This window comes from Litchfieldella anticariensis FP35 = DSM 16096, from assembly GCF_000409775.1.
Lineage (GTDB): Bacteria > Pseudomonadota > Gammaproteobacteria > Pseudomonadales > Halomonadaceae > Litchfieldella > Litchfieldella anticariensis.
Map to the genome: position 1 here is coordinate 12,779 of NZ_KE332394.1, position 20,227 is coordinate 33,005.

Annotated in this window: 18 protein-coding genes and 1 pseudogene; 14 read left to right on the forward strand and 5 right to left on the reverse strand. The window is 59.1% G+C overall.

Features of this window, described 5'->3' with window-relative positions; all coding sequences use genetic code 11:
* Window positions 1-6: 6 nt before the first annotated feature.
* Window positions 7-1,203 (forward strand): PP2C family protein-serine/threonine phosphatase, encoded by a 1,197-nt coding sequence (locus L861_RS19955; RefSeq protein WP_016418464.1) that lies wholly within the window; start codon window positions 7-9, stop codon window positions 1,201-1,203.
* Window positions 1,190-1,696 carry an STAS domain-containing protein gene (locus L861_RS19960; RefSeq protein WP_016418465.1) on the forward strand — a complete coding sequence of 169 codons (507 nt, stop codon included), beginning with the start codon at window positions 1,190-1,192 and terminating at the stop codon, window positions 1,694-1,696. Before L861_RS19955 ends, L861_RS19960 begins: the two co-directional genes overlap by 14 nt.
* Window positions 1,697-1,811: 115 nt before the next feature.
* Here L861_RS19960 and tal read toward each other — a convergent pair whose 3' ends face one another.
* Both tal and L861_RS19970 read right to left on the reverse strand, forming a co-directional pair.
* Window positions 1,812-2,750 (reverse strand): transaldolase, encoded by a 939-nt coding sequence (gene tal, locus L861_RS19965; RefSeq protein WP_027947987.1) that lies wholly within the window; start codon window positions 2,748-2,750, stop codon window positions 1,812-1,814.
* Between the two features lie 62 nt (window positions 2,751-2,812).
* Entirely contained in the window at window positions 2,813-4,501 is a 1,689-nt protein-coding gene (locus L861_RS19970) for a methyl-accepting chemotaxis protein (RefSeq protein ID WP_016418467.1), read from the reverse strand.
* Between the two features lie 256 nt (window positions 4,502-4,757).
* Here L861_RS19970 and L861_RS19975 point away from each other — a divergent pair, with 256 nt between their 5' ends.
* From L861_RS19975 to pstB, 5 genes are all read left to right on the forward strand, one after another.
* Window positions 4,758-5,942 carry a Bcr/CflA family multidrug efflux MFS transporter gene (locus tag L861_RS19975; RefSeq protein WP_016418468.1) on the forward strand — a complete coding sequence of 395 codons (1,185 nt, stop codon included), beginning with the start codon at window positions 4,758-4,760 and terminating at the stop codon, window positions 5,940-5,942.
* Window positions 5,943-6,065: 123 nt separating this feature from the next.
* The gene (locus tag L861_RS19980) at window positions 6,066-7,079 is read left to right on the forward strand and encodes a PstS family phosphate ABC transporter substrate-binding protein (RefSeq protein ID WP_016418469.1); all 1,014 of its coding nucleotides are present in this window, start codon (window positions 6,066-6,068) and stop codon (window positions 7,077-7,079) included.
* A gap of 103 nt (window positions 7,080-7,182) precedes the next feature.
* The gene (gene pstC / locus L861_RS19985; protein ID WP_016418470.1) at window positions 7,183-8,439 is read left to right on the forward strand and encodes a phosphate ABC transporter permease subunit PstC; all 1,257 of its coding nucleotides are present in this window, start codon (window positions 7,183-7,185) and stop codon (window positions 8,437-8,439) included.
* A 23-nt stretch (window positions 8,440-8,462) separates the two neighbouring features.
* Window positions 8,463-9,629 carry a phosphate ABC transporter permease PstA gene (gene pstA / locus L861_RS19990; protein ID WP_016418471.1) on the forward strand — a complete coding sequence of 389 codons (1,167 nt, stop codon included), beginning with the start codon at window positions 8,463-8,465 and terminating at the stop codon, window positions 9,627-9,629.
* A 73-nt stretch (window positions 9,630-9,702) separates the two neighbouring features.
* Window positions 9,703-10,506 carry a phosphate ABC transporter ATP-binding protein PstB gene (gene pstB / locus L861_RS19995; protein WP_371827887.1) on the forward strand — a complete coding sequence of 268 codons (804 nt, stop codon included), beginning with the start codon at window positions 9,703-9,705 and terminating at the stop codon, window positions 10,504-10,506.
* Between the two features lie 27 nt (window positions 10,507-10,533).
* Here the strand turns inward: pstB and L861_RS20000 are convergent, their stop codons facing one another.
* On the reverse strand, window positions 10,534-11,607 hold the full coding sequence (locus tag L861_RS20000) for an AraC family transcriptional regulator (RefSeq protein ID WP_081645906.1): 1,074 nt from the start codon (window positions 11,605-11,607) through the stop codon (window positions 10,534-10,536).
* A gap of 163 nt (window positions 11,608-11,770) precedes the next feature.
* Here L861_RS20000 and L861_RS20005 point away from each other — a divergent pair, with 163 nt between their 5' ends.
* The 6 genes from L861_RS20005 to L861_RS20030 all read left to right on the forward strand — a co-directional run bounded on the left by L861_RS20005 (window position 11,771) and on the right by L861_RS20030 (window position 19,052).
* Window positions 11,771-12,052 (forward strand): STAS domain-containing protein, encoded by a 282-nt coding sequence (locus L861_RS20005; protein ID WP_016418474.1) that lies wholly within the window; start codon window positions 11,771-11,773, stop codon window positions 12,050-12,052.
* A 210-nt stretch (window positions 12,053-12,262) separates the two neighbouring features.
* Window positions 12,263-12,631 (forward strand): response regulator, encoded by a 369-nt coding sequence (locus L861_RS20010; RefSeq protein ID WP_016418475.1) that lies wholly within the window; start codon window positions 12,263-12,265, stop codon window positions 12,629-12,631.
* Entirely contained in the window at window positions 12,628-14,661 is a 2,034-nt protein-coding gene (locus L861_RS20015) for a chemotaxis protein CheA (protein WP_016418476.1), read from the forward strand. Before L861_RS20010 ends, L861_RS20015 begins: the two co-directional genes overlap by 4 nt.
* Window positions 14,658-15,152, forward strand: a complete 495-nt coding sequence (locus tag L861_RS20020) for a chemotaxis protein CheW (RefSeq protein WP_016418477.1) — start codon at window positions 14,658-14,660, stop codon at window positions 15,150-15,152. Before L861_RS20015 ends, L861_RS20020 begins: the two co-directional genes overlap by 4 nt.
* A 12-nt stretch (window positions 15,153-15,164) precedes the next feature.
* Window positions 15,165-17,258 (forward strand): HAMP domain-containing methyl-accepting chemotaxis protein, encoded by a 2,094-nt coding sequence (locus tag L861_RS20025; protein ID WP_016418478.1) that lies wholly within the window; start codon window positions 15,165-15,167, stop codon window positions 17,256-17,258.
* 114 nt (window positions 17,259-17,372) lie between these two features.
* A complete protein-coding gene (locus tag L861_RS20030; RefSeq protein ID WP_016418479.1) occupies window positions 17,373-19,052 on the forward strand; it encodes a methyl-accepting chemotaxis protein in 1,680 nt (559 codons plus the stop codon).
* Window positions 19,053-19,286: 234 nt separating this feature from the next.
* Here L861_RS20030 and L861_RS20035 read toward each other — a convergent pair whose 3' ends face one another.
* Window positions 19,287-19,607 carry a helix-turn-helix domain-containing protein gene (locus L861_RS20035; RefSeq protein WP_016418480.1) on the reverse strand — a complete coding sequence of 107 codons (321 nt, stop codon included), beginning with the start codon at window positions 19,605-19,607 and terminating at the stop codon, window positions 19,287-19,289.
* Entirely contained in the window at window positions 19,552-19,866 is a 315-nt protein-coding gene (locus L861_RS25120) for a type II toxin-antitoxin system RelE/ParE family toxin (RefSeq protein ID WP_330217788.1), read from the reverse strand. Before L861_RS25120 ends, L861_RS20035 begins: the two co-directional genes overlap by 56 nt.
* A 167-nt stretch (window positions 19,867-20,033) precedes the next feature.
* Between L861_RS25120 and L861_RS24950 the strand changes: the two are divergent.
* Window positions 20,034-20,207 (forward strand): annotated as a pseudogene (locus L861_RS24950) (type II toxin-antitoxin system RelE/ParE family toxin); the annotation flags it as partial.
* Window positions 20,208-20,227: the final 20 nt, after the last annotated feature.

Genomic DNA, 20,227 nt, shown 5'->3' on the forward strand with positions numbered 1-20,227 from the left:
ACGGCCATGGCCAGTCCACGTGTGCTGATTGGGGTGCTCGACCAACCTGGGCGCGAGCGCGATGTGCTGGCCGAAACCATTGCCAAAGGCGAGTTCGCGGTGGTCTCTGCAGAGCGCGCCGAGGACTTGCCTGAAGAAGTGGTGCTGATCGTAGCGCACGCGCGCGCTGTCCCTAGCCACGAGTGGCCAGCCCTGACGGCTCGTCGGCCAGCGCTGGTCGTCAGCGACTCGCGGCTCGACAATGACTTGCTGAAGGCAGTGGACGCAGGTTTGGTGGACTATGTCATCGAGCCGGTGCGCCATGGCGATATCCTGCGACGCATGATTGCCAAGGTCATCGAGAACAGGCATTTGGCAGAGGAGCACGCCCGCGATCGCGAACGGCTGGCCGAGCTCAACGAGAGCCTGGAAACCCATTTGGCGATGCTGCGTCTCGACCAGCAGGCCGGGGGCCATATCCAGCGCAAGATGTTGCCGCCACGGCCACAGACGTTGGCGGGAGTGACCTGCGACTACTGGCTGGCCCCTTCCTTGTACCTGTCAGGTGATTTTCTCGATTTCCAGCGCTACGACGATGACTACAGCGTATTCTACTTCGCCGATGTGTCGGGGCATGGCGCCTCGTCGGCCTTCGTCACCGTGTTGCTCAAGTACCTGTGCAATCGCTGGTTGACCGAATGGGACGGCAAATCGCCCGAGGAGCTGCCGTCGCGCTGGTTGAGCGATCTCAACCGAGAACTTCTCGATACCGGGATCGGCAAGCATGCCACCTTGTTCGTGGGAGTCATCGATCACGAGGAACGTCGTCTTCACTATTCGCTAGGCGCGCAGATGCCCATGCCCTTGCTGGTTGCCGAAGGTAGGGTCAATATGCTGGAAGGTGAAGGCATGCCGGTTGGACTGTTTCCAGGAGTGGAGTATCCTAACCTGAATTGTGCACTGCCGCAGAAATTCCAATTGTGGTTGTGTTCCGATGGTGTGCTGGAGTGTCTGCCGGGCGATACGCTCGACATTCGGCTCAAGGAGCTGGAGCGTCTGGTGCGGGACTGCGAAAGCGTGGCCGCATTGAGGGAGAAGTTAGCACTTGGTGATGTCTCAAATATTGAGGAAGACATCGTTGCCAGACATGCACCGGGTCATGACGAACTTCCGGATGATTTGACGATCATGACGTTGAGCGGATTTGACGATGATGATGCATGAAGGACGGCTCAAGGCAGCGTTCGACTCCGGTGTATTCGTTCTCAAGCTGTGTGGAGACGTACGCCTGACACTCTGCGCGACCCTGGACAGCCAGGCACAGCGCCTAGCCAATACGCCGGGCCTGAAGGCGGTGATGATCGATCTTCGTGAAGCGACCAATGTCGACTCGACGGCGCTGGGATTCCTGGCCAAGGTGGCGATGGCGGTGCACGGGAGGCTCGAGCAACCGCCGACTATCGTGGCCGATCACCCCGATGTACGACGCATGCTCGATGTAATGGGATTTTCCCATTATTTCACCCTGGTCGAGGCCCCGCTCACCGAACCTGCCGAACTGGCCGAATTGCCCCAAGTGGAAGCTGATGAGGCCGGTCTACAGAAGCGCATCCTCGAAGCTCACCGCATTCTGATGCGCATGAACGAACACAACCGAGAGCAGTTCCAGCCGCTGGTGGAACTGCTAGAGGCCCAGCAACATGACCCGGTCCAGTGACCGGGTCTCGGCTTTTCTGAACGTTTTTTCGCTGATTTTTGCCTTGCCTACGCGTCCCGGCCTGCCCATCGGCTCGGCGACTTTTCGGGCAAAGCCGGTGTATTCAGAACATTTTTCAGTGCCGCAGCTCGCCTAGCAGCGCTTCCAGTTTGCGCTGATCGTCCATGAACTTACGGATGCCTTCGGCCAGTTTCTCGGTCGCCATGGCATCTTCGTTCATCTCCCAGCGAAACTCGCTTTCGTCGTAGGGTTCGCGAGGCGAGGTTTCGGCATCACCCGCCGGAGAAAGCTGACGCGGTAGAGAGTCGTGATCGTCGGCCAGCTCGGCCAGTAATGCGGGTGAAATCGTCAGGCGGTCGCAGCCGGACAGCGCTTCGATTTCACCACGGTTGCGAAAGCTCGCCCCCATGACCACCGTCTTGTAGCCGTGTCCCTTGTAGTGCTCGTAAATGCGTCTGACCGACTGGACGCCGGGGTCATTGTCGCCTTCGAAGTTGGCGCCTGGCTCACGTGCCTTGTACCAATCGAGGATACGGCCAACGAAAGGTGAAATCAGCGTCACTCCGGCATCGGCGCAGGCTTGGGCTTGGGTGAAACTGAACAGCAGGGTCAGGTTGGTATGGATGCCCTCGCGTTCGAGTTGTTGAGCGGCGCGAATTCCCTCCCAAGTAGCGGCAACCTTGATCAGGATCCTTTCGCGCCCGATGCCGCGGCGCTCGTAACGCTCGATCAGCGAGCGTGCGCGGGTCAGCGTCGCCTCGGTATCGAAGGATAAACGGGCACTGACCTCAGTGGACACGTATCCCGGCACCAGTTCGCTGATTTCACTGCCGATTTCCACGGCTACGGCATCCAGTGCATCACTGATGTCGGTGCTGTGGCGAGCCAGTTCTGCGAGCCTGGCCCGGCGGCCTTCCTGCTGTGCCGCCTGCAAGATCAACGATGGATTGGTGGTGGCATCGGTGGGCTGAAAACGGCGAATGGCCTCGATATCGCCGGTATCGGCGACCACGGTGGTCATCGCCTTGAGTTGAGTCAGCTTGTCTTGGGCCATGGGCATCTTGTCCGGGTCATGAAAGAGTCCTCCACTTTACCAAGGTGACGGGGTAGTGTGCATCAGGCGGGCTGGGGGACGGCTGACGACAGCCGGGGACGCCAGAAAGCGCCTTGCGTTTCGAATGACGCGCCTTCGGTCTCGTCATCGAGTTCGAGGTGGGGAGGCAGTGCCGCGGTTTCGGTAGCGGCGATAGGGGCCGTGACGAAACGGGCTGCATATTCGCGCATCCTCCCGGCTTCCTCCTCCAGGGTATGTGCATTTCGGGTGGCTAGTTCGACCAACCGGGCATTGTCTTGCGTGACACTCTCCATCTGGCCCATGGCCTGGTTGAGCTGCTCGATGCCCAGATGCTGCTCTTGCGAGGCGTTGGCGATTTGCTCCATCAACGTGTTGACCGACTGGATGGCGCAAACGATATCCTGCATACCTTGGCTGGCACGTGTCGAAAGTGCCTTTCCTTGCTCCACGCTGGTACGCGATGCGGCGATCAACTCACGGATCTGGTTGGCGGCATCGGCGCTACGCGATGCTAGCGTGCGCACCTCGCCGGCGACGACAGCGAAGCCTTTGCCCTGTTCCCCGGCACGGGCAGCCTCGACGGAAGCATTGAGTGCCAGGATATTGGTCTGGAAGGCGATATCGTCGATCAGGCCAATGATCTCGTCGATGCGTTGCGAACGGCCATGGATTTCACTCATGGTATCCACGAATTCGGTGATCACGGTATCGCCTTCGCGGGCCTGTAGCGCAGCATGGCTGGCCAACTGGTTAGCCTGGCGAGCACTGTGGGCGTTGCTGGCCACCGTGGTGGTCAATTCTTCCAGGCTGGCAGCGGTCTGTTCCAAGGCCGCGGATTGCTGCTGGGTACGCGACGACAGTTCCTGGTTGCCTTGGGACATGTGCTGTGCCCCATTGAGTACGTGGTCGCTGCCCGTGCTCAGATGTGTCACGAGCGTGGCCAGTGAATGTTGCATGGTGGTCAGCTCTTGGAAAAGCTGACCGATTTCGTTGCTGCCTCGGGTCTCGATGGGGGCCGTCAGGTCACCGGCCGAGATGGTGCGGAAGTGCTCGATGGCCCGGCGCAGGGGACGAATGACATTGCGTGTCACTCCCCATAGCACCAGCACGGTAATGACCAAGGACATCACTATCGCCCCGATGATGGCCATGCCGAGCCATTCGCCGACAAGCGTGAAAGTATCGGACAGGCTGCGACCCTGAGCTGCCGAGGCGCTGAAGAATTCATCGGCACTGGCCATGAACGCTTGGCTCATGTCGCTGACGCGTGATTGCCCCGAGCGATAGCCACTGACGTCACCATCCTCGAGTACCAGTAGTTGTAGTGACATCCCTGTGCTGAGCAATGAACGGAAACGTTGCTCCAGCGTATCGATGGCATCTTGCTGTTCTGTCTGGGCCGGAACCTCGAGAAAACGTGAAAAGGCCTCATCGGCGCTGGCCAACAACGACTTGGCCTGCTCGATCACGGGGCCAGGTTGGTCGAAGGAGGGAACACGAGCCAGTTCCGCCGCTCGATTCATCTCGACCTGGGCACGCAGCAGATCGATATAGGCTCGGTTGAGGGCATTGGCCTGTTCGACATTGATTTGATTGAGAGTACCGAACGCCTGGCGGCTGTAATGATTGGAATAAAGCCCCAAGGCGCCAACACCGATCGCCATCAGGCTGAAAGCGATCAATACCAGCGTCCAACTGACCCTGACGGTCATATCGTCGAATCTTTTCATTTATTTCCCTGCCCATGTCTTAAGTTCGAACTCCCATCCATGGATGGTGGATGGGGCACCGATGCAAGGCTGCCGGATTATTGCGTGATGACCGGTCTTGTGGCGTTGCATCGGGAAACCAGGGATAACAGGACTTTGTTGCATTTATTGGTCATTCATACGGTTTTCAGCCGCTACGATGATTCTGACGCCATGAAGGAAATCAGGTATCATTAGCGTCCTAATTTATTTTTCCGGGACACGCAAGGAGGCCGTCTTGTCGCTCAACGCCCGTCGCGTTGCCATTCTGGTCGCTGCCAACACTGCCTTGGCCCCTTTCGCCATCGATGCCTACCTACCGGCGATGCCGGCCCTGGCCGCGGCTGTGGGTGCCAGCATCCATCACACCGAGCTATCGATCAGTGTCTTCCTGTTTGGCTTCGCCATCGGCCAGCTGACATGTGGTCCTCTATCCGACCGCTTGGGGCGCAAACCGGTATTGCTTGGCGGATTGGCTGTCTTTCTGCTTGCCAGCCTGGCGATCACCCAAGTCGGTTCGCTTTACGAGTTGTGGGCCTGGCGCTTCGTGCAGGCACTGGGCGGAGGGGCTTGCGTGGTCAATTCGGCGGCGATCGTGCGCGACTGTTTCAGCGGTCGCGAGGCGGCCAAGGTGATGTCGACCATGGCGATGATCATGATGCTGGCGCCATTGGCGGCGCCGGCGGTAGGCAGCAGCCTATTGTACTTGGCGGACTGGTGGCTGATCTTCGTGTTCCTGGCCTGCTATGCCGCCTTCCTGATGTGGCTGCTGGGGACTCGCCTGCCTGAAACCCGCGACCCCGACCAGCCAACGGCATCGCCACGTCAGGTACTGGCCAATTATGCCAGCGTATTCAAGCACCGCGAGGCGATGGGCTATATCTGTGCCACGGCCTTGTCGTTCGCCGGGCTGTTTGCCTTCATCACCGCTTCGCCGTTCCTCTATATCGAGCATTTCGGCTTGTCGCCGGCCATGTACCCCGTGGTGTTCGGAGTCAATGTGCTGGTGATGGCCTCGTCCAATCGCGTCAATATCTGGTTGTTGCGCAAGCGTAGCCCGCAGCAGAACCTGCGCCTGGGGTTGGGAGTTCAGCTCGTGGCCGCCAGCGGGTTGGTACTGATGGTGGCGACCGGTCTCGAGTCGTTGTGGACCTTCGTGCCGCTGATCATGATGTTTACCGGCATGATCGGGCTGATCACTCCCAACGCCATCTCCTCCTTGCTGGATCATTTCAGCCATATGAGTGCTACCGCCACCGCGTTGCTGGGCAGTATCCAGTTTTCCTGCGGTGCCTTGGCAGGTGTGCTGGTAGGGGCATTCGAGATCGACAGCGCCTGGCCGACGGTGCTGACCATGCTCATGGTGGCGGTACTGAGCAACGTAGGGGTGCGTAAGCTGGCCGGCAAGGCATTACAGGAGTGAGCGTCGGGCAGCATCGGGATTACCTTTCTGACAAGATGTTACGACTGTCATGAAGTTGTCATTTTCGTGCGGCATCTTGTGTCTCGCGAAGGTTGAACACTCTCATCGACAGGAGTTACCCGCATGAACCGCATCCTCAAGACCACCGCTATCGCTGCCGCTGTCATGAGCGTGGCGGGAGTCGCCCAGGCGCGTGACCAGATCCGTATCGTTGGCTCCAGCACCGTTTACCCCTTTGCCAGCTACGTAGCCGAGGAATTCGGCGCCACTACCGACTACCCGACCCCGGTTATCGAGTCCACCGGTTCAGGTGGCGGTCTGCGCCTGTTCTGTAATGGCGGTGGCGATGACACGCCGGATATCACCAACGCCTCGCGCCGCATGAAGCCCTCGGAGTTCGAGCGTTGCGCGGAAAATGGCGTGACCGATATCACCGAAGCGTTCATTGGCTATGACGGCATTGCCTTCGCCCAGTCCAATGCCAACGAGCAAATGAATGTGACGCGCGAGCAGATCTTCCTGGCTTTGGCTGCCCAGGTGCCCCAGAACGGCGAACTGGTCGACAACCCCTATACTCGCTGGAACGAGATCGACTCATCACTGCCGGATCGCGAGATCGCTGTCTATGGTCCGCCCACCACTTCCGGTACTCGCGATGCCTTCGAAGAGCTGGTCATGGAAGCCGTCTCCGAAGACATGGAAGCCTACGGTGGCGAGGGTTACACCGATATTCGTGCCGATGGCGCCTATATCGATGCCGGTGAGAACGACAACCTGATCGTTCAGCGTTTGTCCGAGAACACCGATGCCTTCGGCATCTTCGGTTACTCGTTCCTGGAAGAGAACGACGATAGCCTGATCGGTTCCAGCATCGATGGTGTCGAGCCGACTCCTGAAGCCATCGGTAGTGGTGAGTACCCGGTATCCCGTTCCTTGTTCTTCTACCTGAAGAACCAGCACAGCGACGATGTGCCGTCGATGTACGAATACGCCAACATGTTCATGAGCGAGCAAATGATTGGTGAGCTGGGCTACCTCAAGGGTATTGGCCTGATTCCGGCTCCGGAGGATCTGCGTGAGGAAGCACGCAACGCCGTCGAGAGCCAGGAACAGCTCGAACTGTCCGACCTTCAGTGAGGTGAGGCAGCTCGACGCATGATGCGGCCGGCAGCCTCGGGTTGCCGGCCTGCTTACGTTCCGGCCTGCCGATGAGCCGGGTAATGACTTCCGAGAGTTTCCTATGCAGACCAACCAACTTCTCCTGCTGTTCAGTGGCGTCTTGTTGCTGCTGGGTCTGATAGCCTTCTTCATGGGGCGGGCCAAGGCCGCCCGTGTACGCTCCACCGGCACTTCCATGTATGCCCAACCGGACCAATACGCTTGGTTCACGGTATTGGCGACTGCAGGCCCCGCCGTGTTGGTAGGTGCCTTGGGCTCCTTCGTGATGCTGTTGCTGGGGGCTGAGATACCCACTCTCTACCTGCTGGCAGGTAGCCTGGTAGTGTCCTGTGTCGGTTTGATGATCGGCATGAACCGGGTTCGTCCAGATTTCCATGCCCGTCAGGCCATCGAGCGAGTGATTCGCTTCATCCTGGCTGGGGCGGCGCTGATCTCTATCTTCACGACGTTCGGGATCTTGTTCTCGATCATTTCCGAGGCCGTTCGCTTCTTCCAGATGCACAGTTTCTGGGGGTTCATCACCGGAACCACCTGGAACCCGGGGGCAAGCTTCCTGGAAGCCGCGGGACGTGCCGATGATGCAGCCAGTGCCGCCCAGTTTGGCTCGGTGCCACTGTTTGCCGGCACCTTCATGATTACCCTGATCGCCATGCTGGTGGCGATTCCCGTCGGTCTGATGTCGGCCATCTACATGTCGGAGTTCGCTCCTGCCAAGGTACGTACGCTGGCCAAGCCGGTGCTGGAAGTCCTGGCAGGGATACCGACCGTGGTCTATGGCTTTTTCGCCGCCATCACCGTCGCGCCTGTCATCGTCACCATCGCTGGCGCCCTGGGGCTCGAAGCGTCATTCAACAATGCCCTGGCGCCGGGGATCGTGATGGGCATCATGATCATTCCGTTCATCTCTTCGCTTTCCGATGACGTCATCAACGCTGTTCCCGACAGCATGCGTCAGGGAGCGCTGGCGCTGGGCATGACGCGGGGGGAAACCATCAAGCACGTGGTGGTGCCGGCAGCGTTGCCGGGGATCATTTCCGCCTCACTGTTGGCGGTGTCGCGGGCATTGGGCGAAACCATGATCGTGGTCATGGCGGCCGGTATGCGGCCCAACCTTACCGCCAACCCCCTGGAAGACATGACCACGGTCACGGTACGTATCGTGGCGGCCTTGACCGGTGATCAGGAATTCGAAAGCGCCGAGACACTGTCGGCCTTTGCTTTGGGATTGGTGCTGTTTGTGGTGACCCTGACGCTCAATCTGGTCTCGGTGATCATGATTCGCCGCTTCCGTGAGAAATACCGCGTCAACAACCTGTGAGCGACCGAGGTTCAAATAGAACGATGAGTCAATCCTTCGATGAGATCAGCGCCCAGCTCAAACGTCGCCACCGCAAGTCGGCGCGACTCAAGTGGCTGTCGATGGGGGCCTTGGGACTGGCCGGCCTGTTCCTGGTGATCTTCTTCGCCGACATGCTGGGCAAGGGGCTGCCAGCCTTTCAGCAGGCCCAGATTCGGGTCGAGGTCACCTATAGCGAGCAGTCGCAGCAGTTGCCGCTGGCGGCAGTGAACGAAGATGTCAGGGAATTGGTCAGCCGTGGCTGGCTACGCACCTTGCCCATGATGATGCGTGACAATCCTCAACTGTTGGGCACGAGCCGTCAGGAATGGGTGCTCGCCGATGGTCAGGTCGACCAATACCTCAAAGGGCATTACACACGCCTGGATGACGACGAGAAGGAGATTGTCGACGCTCTCGCCGAACAGGGACGAGCCGAGCTCCAGTTCAATACGACGTTCTTCTCGCGCGGTGATTCCAAGATGCCGGAGCTTGCCGGCATCATGTCGGCGGCGATGGGTACCGTGATGACGCTGCTGGTGACCCTGGCAGTCTCGTTCCCCATTGGCGTGATGACGGCGGTGTATCTCGAAGAGTTCGCACCCGACAATCGTCTGACCCAGATCATCGAGATCAACATCAACAACCTGGCAGCGATTCCCTCGATCCTGTTCGGTCTGTTGGGTCTGGCGATCTTCATCAACTTCTTCGGCGTGCCTCGTTCTTCACCGTTGGTAGGCGGTTTGACCTTGGCGCTGATGACGTTGCCGGTAATCATCATTGCCACCCGTACTGCGCTGCGCAGTGTACCGGACAATATCCGTCACGCCGCCTTTGGGGTTGGCTGCTCTCGGTGGCAGGTGGTGCGTGATCATGTGCTTCCGTTAGCGCTGCCGGGCATCATGACCGGTTCGATCATTGGCCTGGCCCAGGCCATGGGGGAAACCGCGCCGCTGATCATCGTCGGTATGGTGGCCTTCATTCCGGATATCTCGGCCTCGGTCACCGATGCCGCCACAGTGCTGCCGGCACAGATCTTTACCTGGGCGGGTGAGCCGGATCGTGCCTTCGTCGAAAAAACGGCCGGCGGTATCCTGGTACTACTGACCATATTGATTGCCATGAACGCCACCGCCGTGGTATTGCGCAAGAAATTCGAACGTCGCTGGTAACCAACCGGCGCCTGCAACAGGATATGTCATGATGGATATGAAAGTTGCCAACCTGGGAGCTGCATCCATGTCTATGCCAGCCATCGGAGAGCCGGTGACCCGCAACGAGGAGGCCAATCACGAGTTGAGCATCCGCGTGCGCGACCTCAATCTCTGGTACGGCCAGACGCAAGCACTCCAGAACATCAATATCGATGTCTACCAGAAGAACGTCACAGCGTTGATCGGTCCTTCCGGCTGTGGCAAGTCGACCTTTCTGCGTTGTCTCAACCGCATGAACGACTTGATTCGTGGTGTGCGTATCGAGGGCCTGGTGGAAATGGACGGCCGCGATGTCAACGAAGTCAGAATGGACGAAGTGGCGTTGCGCCGCCGAGTGGGGATGGTGTTCCAGAAGCCCAATCCCTTCCCCAAGTCGATCTACGAGAACATCGCCTATGCCCCCCGTATGCACGACCTGGTAAGCCGCAAGGCCGATCAGGATGAACTGGTGGAGCGGGCACTACAGGACGCCGGTTTGTGGAATGAGGTAAAGGACAAGCTGCATCAACCGGGCACATCGCTATCCGGTGGCCAGCAGCAACGCCTGTGTATCGCTCGTGCCATCGCCGTGCAGCCTGACGTGATCCTGATGGACGAACCGACGTCGGCGTTGGATCCGATCTCCACCGCGACCATCGAAGACCTGATGGACAAGCTCAAGAAGCAATTCACCATCATCACCGTGACCCACAACATGCAGCAGGCCGCGCGTGTGGCCGACTATACCGCCTTCTTCCACCTCGGCGAATTGATCGAATACAACGATACCAAGACCATGTTCTCCAACCCGCATACCAAGAAGGCCGAAGACTACATTACCGGGCGTTACGGATAATAGAACGCTTATGCCCCTGACTGGGGGCTATTTAACACTCTCGTCATGACCGACATGGATGTCGGTGTCTTTCTCTTTCAGGGCACGCCAGGTTTGTTTTACCGTTTCTGAAGGATATTGGCCATAGATCGCCCGGTACTGGGCGGAAAAACGGCCGAAATGCCCAAACCCCCACTTCAGTGCCACTTCGCCGACGGATAGTCGGTTCTCTGGCGACGACAATTCCGCATGCACCGCTTCGAGCCGGATGGCACGCAAGTAGCGCAGTGGTGTCGTATCACGATATCGCTGGAAGCCGGCTTGCAGGGCACGCACACTGACCGCTGCCGCTTTGGCTATCTCGGCCACGGTGAGCTGCCGATGCAGGTTGGCGTGCATGAAATCGGTAGCGATCTTGACGTGGCGTGGTGTGATATTGGGTAAACGCCCAGTCGCTCGATCGTTGGAGCGATGCGGCACGTTCTCGAAGATCAGGTGCAATGCCGAGTCGATGAGTCGTGCCATGGTCTTTGGCGAACGTTCCAGCGTCCTGTCGCCATGCATCCCCGTCATCAGGGTTCGAACGAGAAGGTTCAGGGTCGGCCCGATTCCTTTCGATAAATCGATCAGCGGTTCGAGATGAAGTTCATGAAGCTCGGCTCCTACGGCTAGCGATGGAAGCACTCTGGCGATTACTGATTTAGCAAAGTTCAGCGATACCAGGACATGCTTCCCTTCATCGCAGCAGAACCGCATATAACGCATGAGCGGTGTAGGAACCAACAAGGCTTGGCCAGGAACTGCACTGACATCCTGCTCATCCAGTGTCACCTCGAGCCTTCCGGTGCGGGGTATGAGAAGGCCTAAATTTTCTTTGTCTCCCTCGTAAGTCAATGACCACTCATCGCTGCATTGTGCTTGAACGATGGTCAGGCCGTTGGCGGCAGCGATATCCATGCTCCAATGGAAGGGCGCGTCGGTCTGGTGCGCTGGACGCGACAAGGAGTGATGATAAGGCTCTAGCGTGTCCCGCAGTGTCTCGAAACTCGTACCGGAGAGGGGAAGAGAAGAAGGGACATGATGATACTCCAATATATCGACCTCTTGATTCGTGACTTCCATCCAAAGTGGCTTAGGCACTTTGTTATATATCGGTGCTTTTTCAGCAAACTAATGTCCCATTTGCGAAAAGCCTATCCGAATTGCGCAGATAAATGTCGGAATGGGCTTTGGTCTCACCATTCGTGGCCGATATCGGAGGGAACCAGGAAATGGAGATTCGCTAATGGGCGATACAAGAGAAACCGAGGTGAGGCTGGAAGGCACCCTTGGTCTTCGCGATGTGGAAGCGGTCCGCGAACGTTTAGAGGCAGCGCTGAAGTCGGAGACTTCAGTGGTAGTGGATGTAAAAAAACTGGTTGACGTCGATATCAGTGTTCTTCAGTTGCTGCTCTCTGCTCGTGTCAGTGCCATGCATCGTGGAATCGAGCTGCGCTTCGTAACGTCACATGGTGATGTATTACATGAGGCAATGGATCGAGCCGGAATATTTGGGGTTAGCAGGTAAAAATGCAGAGGTGATCTTCGACATATTTCTTCAATTCATTTAGATGAAAATGCGATTTATCGAAGATTTTTAATATGAAAATGGCTGGGTATGACTCAGTAACGCTGGTTATCCCAGTCGAACTAGATATACGCGTGGAAACGAACTCACTACCTTCCCGGCAAAAATGCGTCAGGGAAGAACGAACAACCAAAGGGAGAAGGGAACCGCATGAGCAAGACGATTCTGACGATAGACGACTCCGCCTCCATTCGGCAGATGGTATCGCTCACCTTGTCGGCGGCCGGCTATCAAGTTCTTCAGGCGAGCGACGGAGAAGAGGGGTTGGAGAAGGCAACCACTCATCGGATCGATGCCGTTCTCACCGACCTCAACATGCCGAAAATGAACGGTATCGAGTTCATTCGTCAGTATCGTGCTCACCCGTCGAGCGCGGGGGTGCCGATCGTTTTCCTTACAACTGAATCCGACGATGAAATGAAGCAACAGGCCAAGCAGGCGGGGGCTACCGGCTGGATCGTCAAGCCTTTCGAACAGCAGAAGCTACTGGCCGTGGTCAAGAAGGTGGCAGGATCATGATGACTCACGATCCCGCCGATACCTTTCGACAGGAAGCGCGCGATCTGCTGGAAAGCCTCGAGCAGGCGCTGCTCGATCTCGAGCAGACGCCCAGTGACCGGGAACTGGTCGACAGCGCCTTCCGCTCACTGCACACCCTCAAGGGCTCGGGTGCCATGTTCGGCTTCGATGAGGTCGCCGATTTCGTGCACGAGTTCGAAACCGCCTTCGACCGGGTACGCAAGGGTGAATCGGCGGTGACTCCGGCATTGATAGCCGTGGCGCTCGCCGCCGGCGATCACGTCGGCAGGTTGATTGAAGAACCTGGACGATATGCCGCCCAGGGGGAGCCGATCCTCGCGGCGCTACAAGACATCGTCGGTGATCAAGGCTCCGTCAAGTCGACTTCTGTTCCGGCGCCCAGCGATGATACGCGCCGGGCGCGGTCTTGGCGAATTCGCTTTCGCCTGCCTGACGACGCCCTCGCGCTTGGCACCAATCCATTGCTGCTGCTTGACGAGCTTCGCGAGCTGGGCGAGTGCGACATTGAGGCGTTGACCGACGACGTGCCGCCGCTCGAGGAAATCGATCCACGGGTCTGCTATCTGGCATGGAAGGTCTCGCTTACCACCGAGGCGCCACGGGAGGCCATCGAGGATGTCTTTCTGTTTCTGAGCGACGGCATGACGTTGGAGATCGAAGCGCTCGAGCCGGGGACGAGTGAGACCGTCACCGCTGACCAAGCATCCAGGGTTCTACCGCAAGACCTGGATACGGATCGGGACAAGAGTCAGGCAGCCGGCGAATCACCAGGGAAAAGCGCGCAACCGCCTCAGCACCGGGAGGCCAAGGAACGTCAGGGAAGCTCATCGTTGCGCGTGCCGGCGGAACGTCTGGATGAGCTGATGGACCGAGTGGGCGAGTTGGTCATCGCGCAGGCACGGCTCTCACAGATGACAGGGGCAAGCGACGATCTCGAACTCAAGACCGTGGCCGAGGAGATCGAGCGGTTATCGTCCGGGCTGCGCGACATCACCATGGGCATTCGTATGGTGCCGATCGGTACGTTGTTCGGCCGCTTTCGGCGCTTGGTCCACGATCTCTCGCATGAATTGGGCAAGGAGGTCGAATTCGTGGCCTCCGGCGAGGAAACCGAGCTCGACAAGACCGTCGTCGAGCAACTGGCCGACCCCTTGGTGCACCTGATTCGCAACGCTGTCGACCATGGCCTCGAGGATCCCGAACGTCGCGAGCTGGCAGGAAAGCCTCGGCGTGGCAAGGTACGGCTCGCCGCCGTTCACGCGGGGGCCGAAGTGGCGATCTCGATTCGTGACGACGGTGCGGGCCTGGATGCCGAGCGTATTCGCGCCAAGGCCGAAAGCGCGGGTCTGATCTCGCCCGAGGCCACGCTGTCCGACAACGAGTTGTACCAGTACATCTTCCACCCCGGTTTTTCCACGGCCAGTGAGGTGACCTCGGTGTCTGGGCGCGGGGTGGGCATGGACGCGGTCAAGCGCACCATCGAAGCACTGCGCGGTAGCATCGAGCTGACCAGCGAACCTGGTTCGGGAACCACCGTTACGCTGCACCTGCCGCTGACGCTGGCCATCATCGACGGCATGCTGGTGCGCGTGGGCGAAGGGCGTTACAGCCTGCCGCTGCTGGCAGTGGAGGAGTGCGTCGAGCTGCCTGAATCCGAAGTCGCCGAGGCCCAGGGCCGTAATTTCCTTAACATTCGCGGCAGCCTGGTGCCTTTCCTGCGGCTACGGGAGCTGTTCGGCGCCAGCGGAGAACCCGACCCACACCAGAAAGTGATCATCGTGTCCTCCGGTGAGTTCCGGGTCGGGTTGGTGGTCGACCAGATCATCGGCAACAACCAGACCGTCATCAAGCCGCTCTCCAAACTCCATGCCAATCTCGGAACCTTCTCCGGCGCCACCATCCTGGGCGACGGCAGTGTCGCGTTGATTCTCGATGTCGCGCATCTGGTGAACTTCGGGCGAGGCTTCGAAGAACGACTACGCGACGAGCGCATGAGGAGGGAAGCATGAACGACGCCAATCGAGCCGCTATTGCCATGCAGGCACTGATCCTCGATCTAGGCGGCGAGATTTTCGCCATCGATGCCGCGCAAGTGCGGGAAATTCTCGATGAGGTGCCCATCACCCAAGTGCCCAATGCACGCCCCTTCGTGGATGGGCTCATCAACGTGCGCGGTCGCGTGGTGCCGCTGGCCGACCTGCGTGTGGCGTTTGGCATGACGCGCACCGCGACGGACGAGGACTCGCGCATCGTCGTCATCGAAATCGAACTTGGTGGCGAATCGAGCATCGTCGCCATCTACGCCGATCGGGTGTACGACGTCACCGATATCGAGACAGCGTCGATCGAGGAAGCACCCAAGGTCGGCATGCGCTGGCGTTCGGAATATGTACGAGGCATCAGCCGCCGGGGCGAAAGCTTCGTGATCATCCCCAACCTGGAACGGATCTTCGTGGAAGAGGGCGACCTCGAGCCGGTCCCCCAAAAAGCAGAAGCGTGAGGCGTAAAAAATATGAGATTGACACTCAAGGCCAAACTTGGCGCTACCTTTGCCACGATCGTGTTGTTGGCGGGCGCAGGGATGTTTTTCGGTATCAATAAGCTGGGTCAGCTCAACGAGACCTTCAACGAGACGCTCAACGAAAATGTCGAGCGGGTTCAGCTCATCAATCGACTCGATGCAGAGGCAGTGCGCATCGATCGCGGTGAATCGGATTTCATTCTCGCCGAAAGCAATGCCGAGATGGATGAATATGCCACCGAAATCGAGGACGGTGCGGCCACGGTCGCGGATCTTACCGACAGGCTGTATGCGCTTTCCGGCGCCACCGGTAGGGCTCAGCTCGACGCCTTCAGGGTCGAATGGGAGAAATTCCTCGCCAGCGATGCCGAGGTGCAAAAGTATGGACGACAGCAGTCGATTCGTATTGCCCGTCGCATCATGCAGGACGAGGGTCGTGATGGCTATCTGGCGGTCCTCGAGTCCGTCGAAAGTCTGGCCGAACAGCTTAGCGGTTCGGCGTCAACGGCTGTAGGGGCCGTCAGCCGCGACAATGGTGCCGAGCAATATCAGGCGGTGACCGATATCATCCCGGCGTTGTTGCGGGTCCGCGTCAATCTGTTGAATGTCCTCACTTCCGCCGACAACCCTGAGGCCCAGCAACGCTACGCCGAGGTGGTGGAGACGCGAGTTTCCGAGTTGCAGGCGCAGGTCGACAAAGCCTCCCGCCTGCTGAGTCGCGAGCACCGGGCGAGTTTCGATGCGATCGAGACGGGTATCGCGGAGTGGCTGCCTGTGCTCAACGAAGCCCTGGCCAAGGGACTGGAGAACGGTGATTACATGGCCGTGCAAGTGGCCAATACTACCTCTCTCGAAGCACGTCGCGCGGCCACCGCCATCCTCGAGAACATGAAGACCCGGCTGGAGGCTGAGGTCGACCAGGCCAAGGTGGACTCGGCGGCGGCCTATGAGCGCAGCCGCGTGATCCTGATCGGTATCCTGGCCGCCGCCGTGTTGATTTCCATCATCGCTGCTACCTGGATCGTGCTCAACATCACCCGTGCCGTGAGTAGTGCCCTCGGGTTCGCCAATGCCGTGGCCGCCGGCGATCTCAATGCCAGCGCCCAGGTGAAATCCAACGACGAAATGAAGGACCTGGTCGATGCGCTCAATGCCATGGCCGCCAAGCTGCGCGAGGTGGTCGGCGAAGTGACCGGCGCGGTGCGCAACGTGGCTTCGGGCAGCCAGGAAATGGCCGCCACGGCCGAGCAACTCAGCCAGGGTGCCACCGAACAGGCCGCTTCCGCCGAGGAAGCGTCGTCGTCGATGGAGCAGATGACCGCCAACATCAAGCAGAGTGCCGACAACGCCAGCCAGACCCAGAAGATCGCCCGCGATGCCGCAAACGATGCCGAGGTCTCGGGCCAGGCCGTGGCCGAGGCGGTGGGGGCGATGGAGACCATCGCCGAGAAGATCCTGATCGTTCAGGAGATCGCCCGCCAGACCGACCTGCTGGCGCTCAACGCCGCGGTGGAAGCGGCGCGTGCCGGCGAGCATGGGCGCGGTTTCGCGGTGGTGGCTGCCGAGGTGCGCAAGCTGGCCGAACGCAGCCAGGCGGCGGCGCAGGAAATCTCGGGGCTCTCCGGCGATACCGTCAAGGCCGCGCAAAGTGCCGGCGAGATGCTGACCAAGCTGGTGCCGGACATCAAGAAGAGCGCCGAGCTGATCGCCGAAATCTCGGCGGCCAGTAACGAGCAGAACGCCGGTGCCAGCCAGGTCAACGTGGCCATCCAACAGCTCGACAAGGTCACTCAGCAGAACACCTCTGCCTCTGAGGAGATGTCGGCCACCGCCGAGGAGCTCTCCAGCCAGGCCGAACAGTTGCAGGCTGCCATCGCCTACTTCCGGGTCGATGAGCAACCGGCGCTGCTCACGAATGGCACCCGGCCGGCATCGGCATCCACTGCGCCCAAATCGCAGGTGTCGTCACGCCCCCGGCGCGATCTAGCGGTGCGGAACGAGAAGGCCAAGGGCGGTTTCGCCCTCGATATGGGCCATGCCGATGATGAATTGGATGCCGAATTCGAGCGGCACGAAACCACCTGACGCATTGGTCCACTAGTCAGCCCCTTCCGTCCGGCATGGAAACTCTTGTGCCGGGCGGTTTTTTATTCAAGGGGAAAGGGCTTTGTACGTATCCATGAGCAATGAGGTGGCAACATGGCGTTATCGCTGAAAGGTAAGTTTGCCCTGGCGTTGGGCGGCATGCTGCTTCTACTGTGCGGTGCCGCGCTATTCGGGATCTTCTCGCTCGACGATTCGATGCGGCATTTCCAGAGCCAAAGTGCCATGGCAGGAAAGAATGAACGTGATGTGCTCAAGATGAACATCGCATTCAAGACCCAGGTGCAGGAATGGAAGAACGTGCTGCTGCGCGGCCAGGATCCCGGGAGATTGGAAAAATATTGGGATGCCTTTCAACATGAGGAAGCGCAAATCGCCACATTGGCTGCTGCGCTCATGGCACGCATGCCGGATGGTGAGACCAGAACGCTCGTGCGTGAATTTGCCACGGCGCATCAGGAGATGGGGCAACGTTACCGTGCTGGGCTCGAGGCGTTTCGCGCGTCCGGCTTCGTGGCCGCTGAAGGAGATGCGGCGGTGGCGGGCATTGATCGTAGGCCGACCCAATTGCTGCTGGACGTGAGCGAATTGATCGCGGCTGCCGTGGATGGCCTTGAGGCCGAAGTGGACAAGGAGCGGATTCTTGCTCGCAATGTTGGCATTTCCGGCATGGCTATCGCCGTATTGTTGGCGGTCGTCGTTGCCGCTTGGTTGCTCCTCGGAATTACCCGGCGTGTGACAATTGCCGTTGAGCTTGCCAATACCGTGGCGGCGGGCGACCTCGATGTTTCTGCGAGAGCTAAGGGTAGCGACGAGATCACGGTGTTGATCGATGCGCTCAATGCCATGGCTGCCAAGCTGCGGGAGGTGGTCGGCGAAGTGAGCGGCGCGGCGCGCAACGTGGCCTCTGGCAGCCAGGAAATGGCCGCCACGGCCGAACAACTCAGCCAGGGTGCCACCGAGCAAGCAGCCTCCGCTGAGGAAGCGTCGTCGTCGATGGAGCAGATGACCGCCAATATCAAGCAGTGCGCTGACACCGCCAGCCAGAACCAGAAGAACGCTCGTGACGCGGCCAACGATGCTGAGATATCAGGCCAGGCGGTCAGTGAGGCGGTCGGGGCCATGGAAACCATTGCCGAGAAGATCCTGATCGTGCAGGAGATCGCCCGCCAGACCGACCTGCTGGCGCTCAACGCGGCGGTGGAAGCGGCACGTGCCGGCGAGCACGGGCGTGGTTTTGCCGTGGTGGCCGCGGAGGTGCGCAAGTTGGCCGAACGCAGCCAGGCGGCGGCGCAGGAAATTTCCGGGCTCTCCGGCGATACCGTCAAGGTCGCACAAAGTGCCGGCGAGATGCTGACCAAGCTGGTACCCCATATCCAGAAGGGCTCCGGAATGGTCGCTGAACTTTCGGCGGCCATCCGCGAGCAGAGTTCCGGTGCCAGCCAGATCAACCTCGCCATCCAGCAGCTCGACAAGGTCACCCAGCAGAACACCTCCGCCTCTGAGGAGATGTCGGCCACCGCTGAGGAACTCTCCAGTCAAGCCGAGCAGTTGCAGGCTGCCATCGCCTACTTCCGGCTCGATGAGCAACCGGCGCTGCTCACGAATGGCACCCGGCCGGCATCGGCATCCATTACGCCAAAATCGCAGGTGTCGTCACGTCCCCGGCACGATCTAGCGGTGCGGAACGAGAAGGCAAAAGGCGGTTTCGCCCTCGATATGGGCCATGCCGATGATGAATTGGATGCCGAATTCGAGCGGCACGAAACCACCTGACGCATTGGTCCACTAGTCAGTCCCTTCCGTCCGGCCAGGGTTTTCCCGAGTCGGGCGGTTTTTATTCCTGTGGGCAGAAATGATTCCGTGCGCAGCCATGAGCATGAGGAGGTATTACAAGGCCTTCACTGCAAGATCAGCAAGTTCGGCCTCGATGTCTTGGTCAATATGACGCGAGCGGCACGTCTGAATGTCCATCCGACGTCGAAGATGATTCCTCGCATGGGAAGAAAGTCAGGTAACTTCCAGTTCGACATGCCCTGGTTTCGAGCGTGGGCGGGAAGGGCCGATGACAATCTTGACCTCTCGACCGAGCCGAGCAAGACATTCGAGCATCTTGGCTTCACTGATGCCACGGAATTGACCACGTAGCAGGCCAGATAGTTTGGGTTGGGGGATACCCACGATCTCGGCAGCCTTCACTTGGGTGAGACGACGACGCTTGATGATCTCACCGATTTTGGCAGCGAGTTGGGCCTTTATCAGCATCTCATCGGCGTCAGGTTGGTCGAGATCGGCATAGACGTTGCCGGATCCTCGTTCGATATCGATCATGGTGCTTGCCCCTTGGCGTGTTGCTCTGCGACCTTGAGCCGTTCACGGATCTTGTCCAGGTCTGGCTTGGGCGTGGGACGACTTCCAGAACACCGGCTGAGCCGAAGCCTTTGAGTGGCTTGGCTTGGGCATGTTTGCCGTTCGTTTGGGCCAGATGAAGGGCAAATCCGAAAACGTCCTGTACGTCCCCGGGCATGGCCTGAAGATCCTTCTTGCTACTGGCCACCCAGTACAGCGGCTTGGGCGATGTCAAGTCCATGAAAAGGAGTTTATTCCCATATGGGTATAGATGGCAAGCATGCCGCGTTAGCCTCACCGGAGTAGCGTGAGCACAGCAATAATCAGGACAAAGGCCGACGGCGGCATCGTCCTCAATGGAGCAGATGACCAGCCAACATCAAGCAGAACACCTCCGCTGCCGAAGAGATGTTATCCACCGCCGAGGAACTCTCCACCCAGGCTGAGCAGTTGCAGGTATCGACGGAGGGCGGTGGCACGTTTCGTGTCTTCTATGTCGCTAACTGGGGCGATGCGATCTACATGCTTCATTGCTTCCAGAAGAAGACACGGAAGACATCGCAGAGAGACATTCAACTGGGCCAGCAACGTTACAGAAACCT

Excerpts from the sequence above, each read along its gene's own strand:
- L861_RS20025 (WP_016418478.1), top strand. The coding sequence starts at position 15,165 with ATGAGATTGACACTCAAGGCCAAACTTGGCGCTACCTTTGCCACGATC.
- L861_RS19960 (WP_016418465.1), top strand. The coding sequence starts at position 1,190 with ATGATGATGCATGAAGGACGGCTCAAGGCAGCGTTCGACTCCGGTGTA.
- L861_RS20005 (WP_016418474.1), top strand. The coding sequence starts at position 11,771 with ATGGGCGATACAAGAGAAACCGAGGTGAGGCTGGAAGGCACCCTTGGT.
- L861_RS20015 (WP_016418476.1), top strand. The coding sequence starts at position 12,628 with ATGATGACTCACGATCCCGCCGATACCTTTCGACAGGAAGCGCGCGAT.
- L861_RS20030 (WP_016418479.1), top strand. The coding sequence starts at position 17,373 with ATGGCGTTATCGCTGAAAGGTAAGTTTGCCCTGGCGTTGGGCGGCATG.
- tal (WP_027947987.1), bottom strand. The coding sequence starts at position 2,750 with ATGGCCCAAGACAAGCTGACTCAACTCAAGGCGATGACCACCGTGGTC.
- L861_RS25120 (WP_330217788.1), bottom strand. The coding sequence starts at position 19,866 with ATGGACTTGACATCGCCCAAGCCGCTGTACTGGGTGGCCAGTAGCAAG.
- pstC (WP_016418470.1), top strand. The coding sequence starts at position 7,183 with ATGCAGACCAACCAACTTCTCCTGCTGTTCAGTGGCGTCTTGTTGCTG.
- L861_RS19970 (WP_016418467.1), bottom strand. The coding sequence starts at position 4,501 with ATGAAAAGATTCGACGATATGACCGTCAGGGTCAGTTGGACGCTGGTA.
- L861_RS20035 (WP_016418480.1), bottom strand. The coding sequence starts at position 19,607 with ATGATCGATATCGAACGAGGATCCGGCAACGTCTATGCCGATCTCGAC.
- L861_RS20010 (WP_016418475.1), top strand. The coding sequence starts at position 12,263 with ATGAGCAAGACGATTCTGACGATAGACGACTCCGCCTCCATTCGGCAG.
- L861_RS19955 (WP_016418464.1), top strand. The coding sequence starts at position 7 with ATGGCCAGTCCACGTGTGCTGATTGGGGTGCTCGACCAACCTGGGCGC.
- L861_RS19980 (WP_016418469.1), top strand. The coding sequence starts at position 6,066 with ATGAACCGCATCCTCAAGACCACCGCTATCGCTGCCGCTGTCATGAGC.
- pstB (WP_371827887.1), top strand. The coding sequence starts at position 9,703 with ATGCCAGCCATCGGAGAGCCGGTGACCCGCAACGAGGAGGCCAATCAC.
- L861_RS20020 (WP_016418477.1), top strand. The coding sequence starts at position 14,658 with ATGAACGACGCCAATCGAGCCGCTATTGCCATGCAGGCACTGATCCTC.
- L861_RS20000 (WP_081645906.1), bottom strand. The coding sequence starts at position 11,607 with ATGGAAGTCACGAATCAAGAGGTCGATATATTGGAGTATCATCATGTC.
- pstA (WP_016418471.1), top strand. The coding sequence starts at position 8,463 with ATGAGTCAATCCTTCGATGAGATCAGCGCCCAGCTCAAACGTCGCCAC.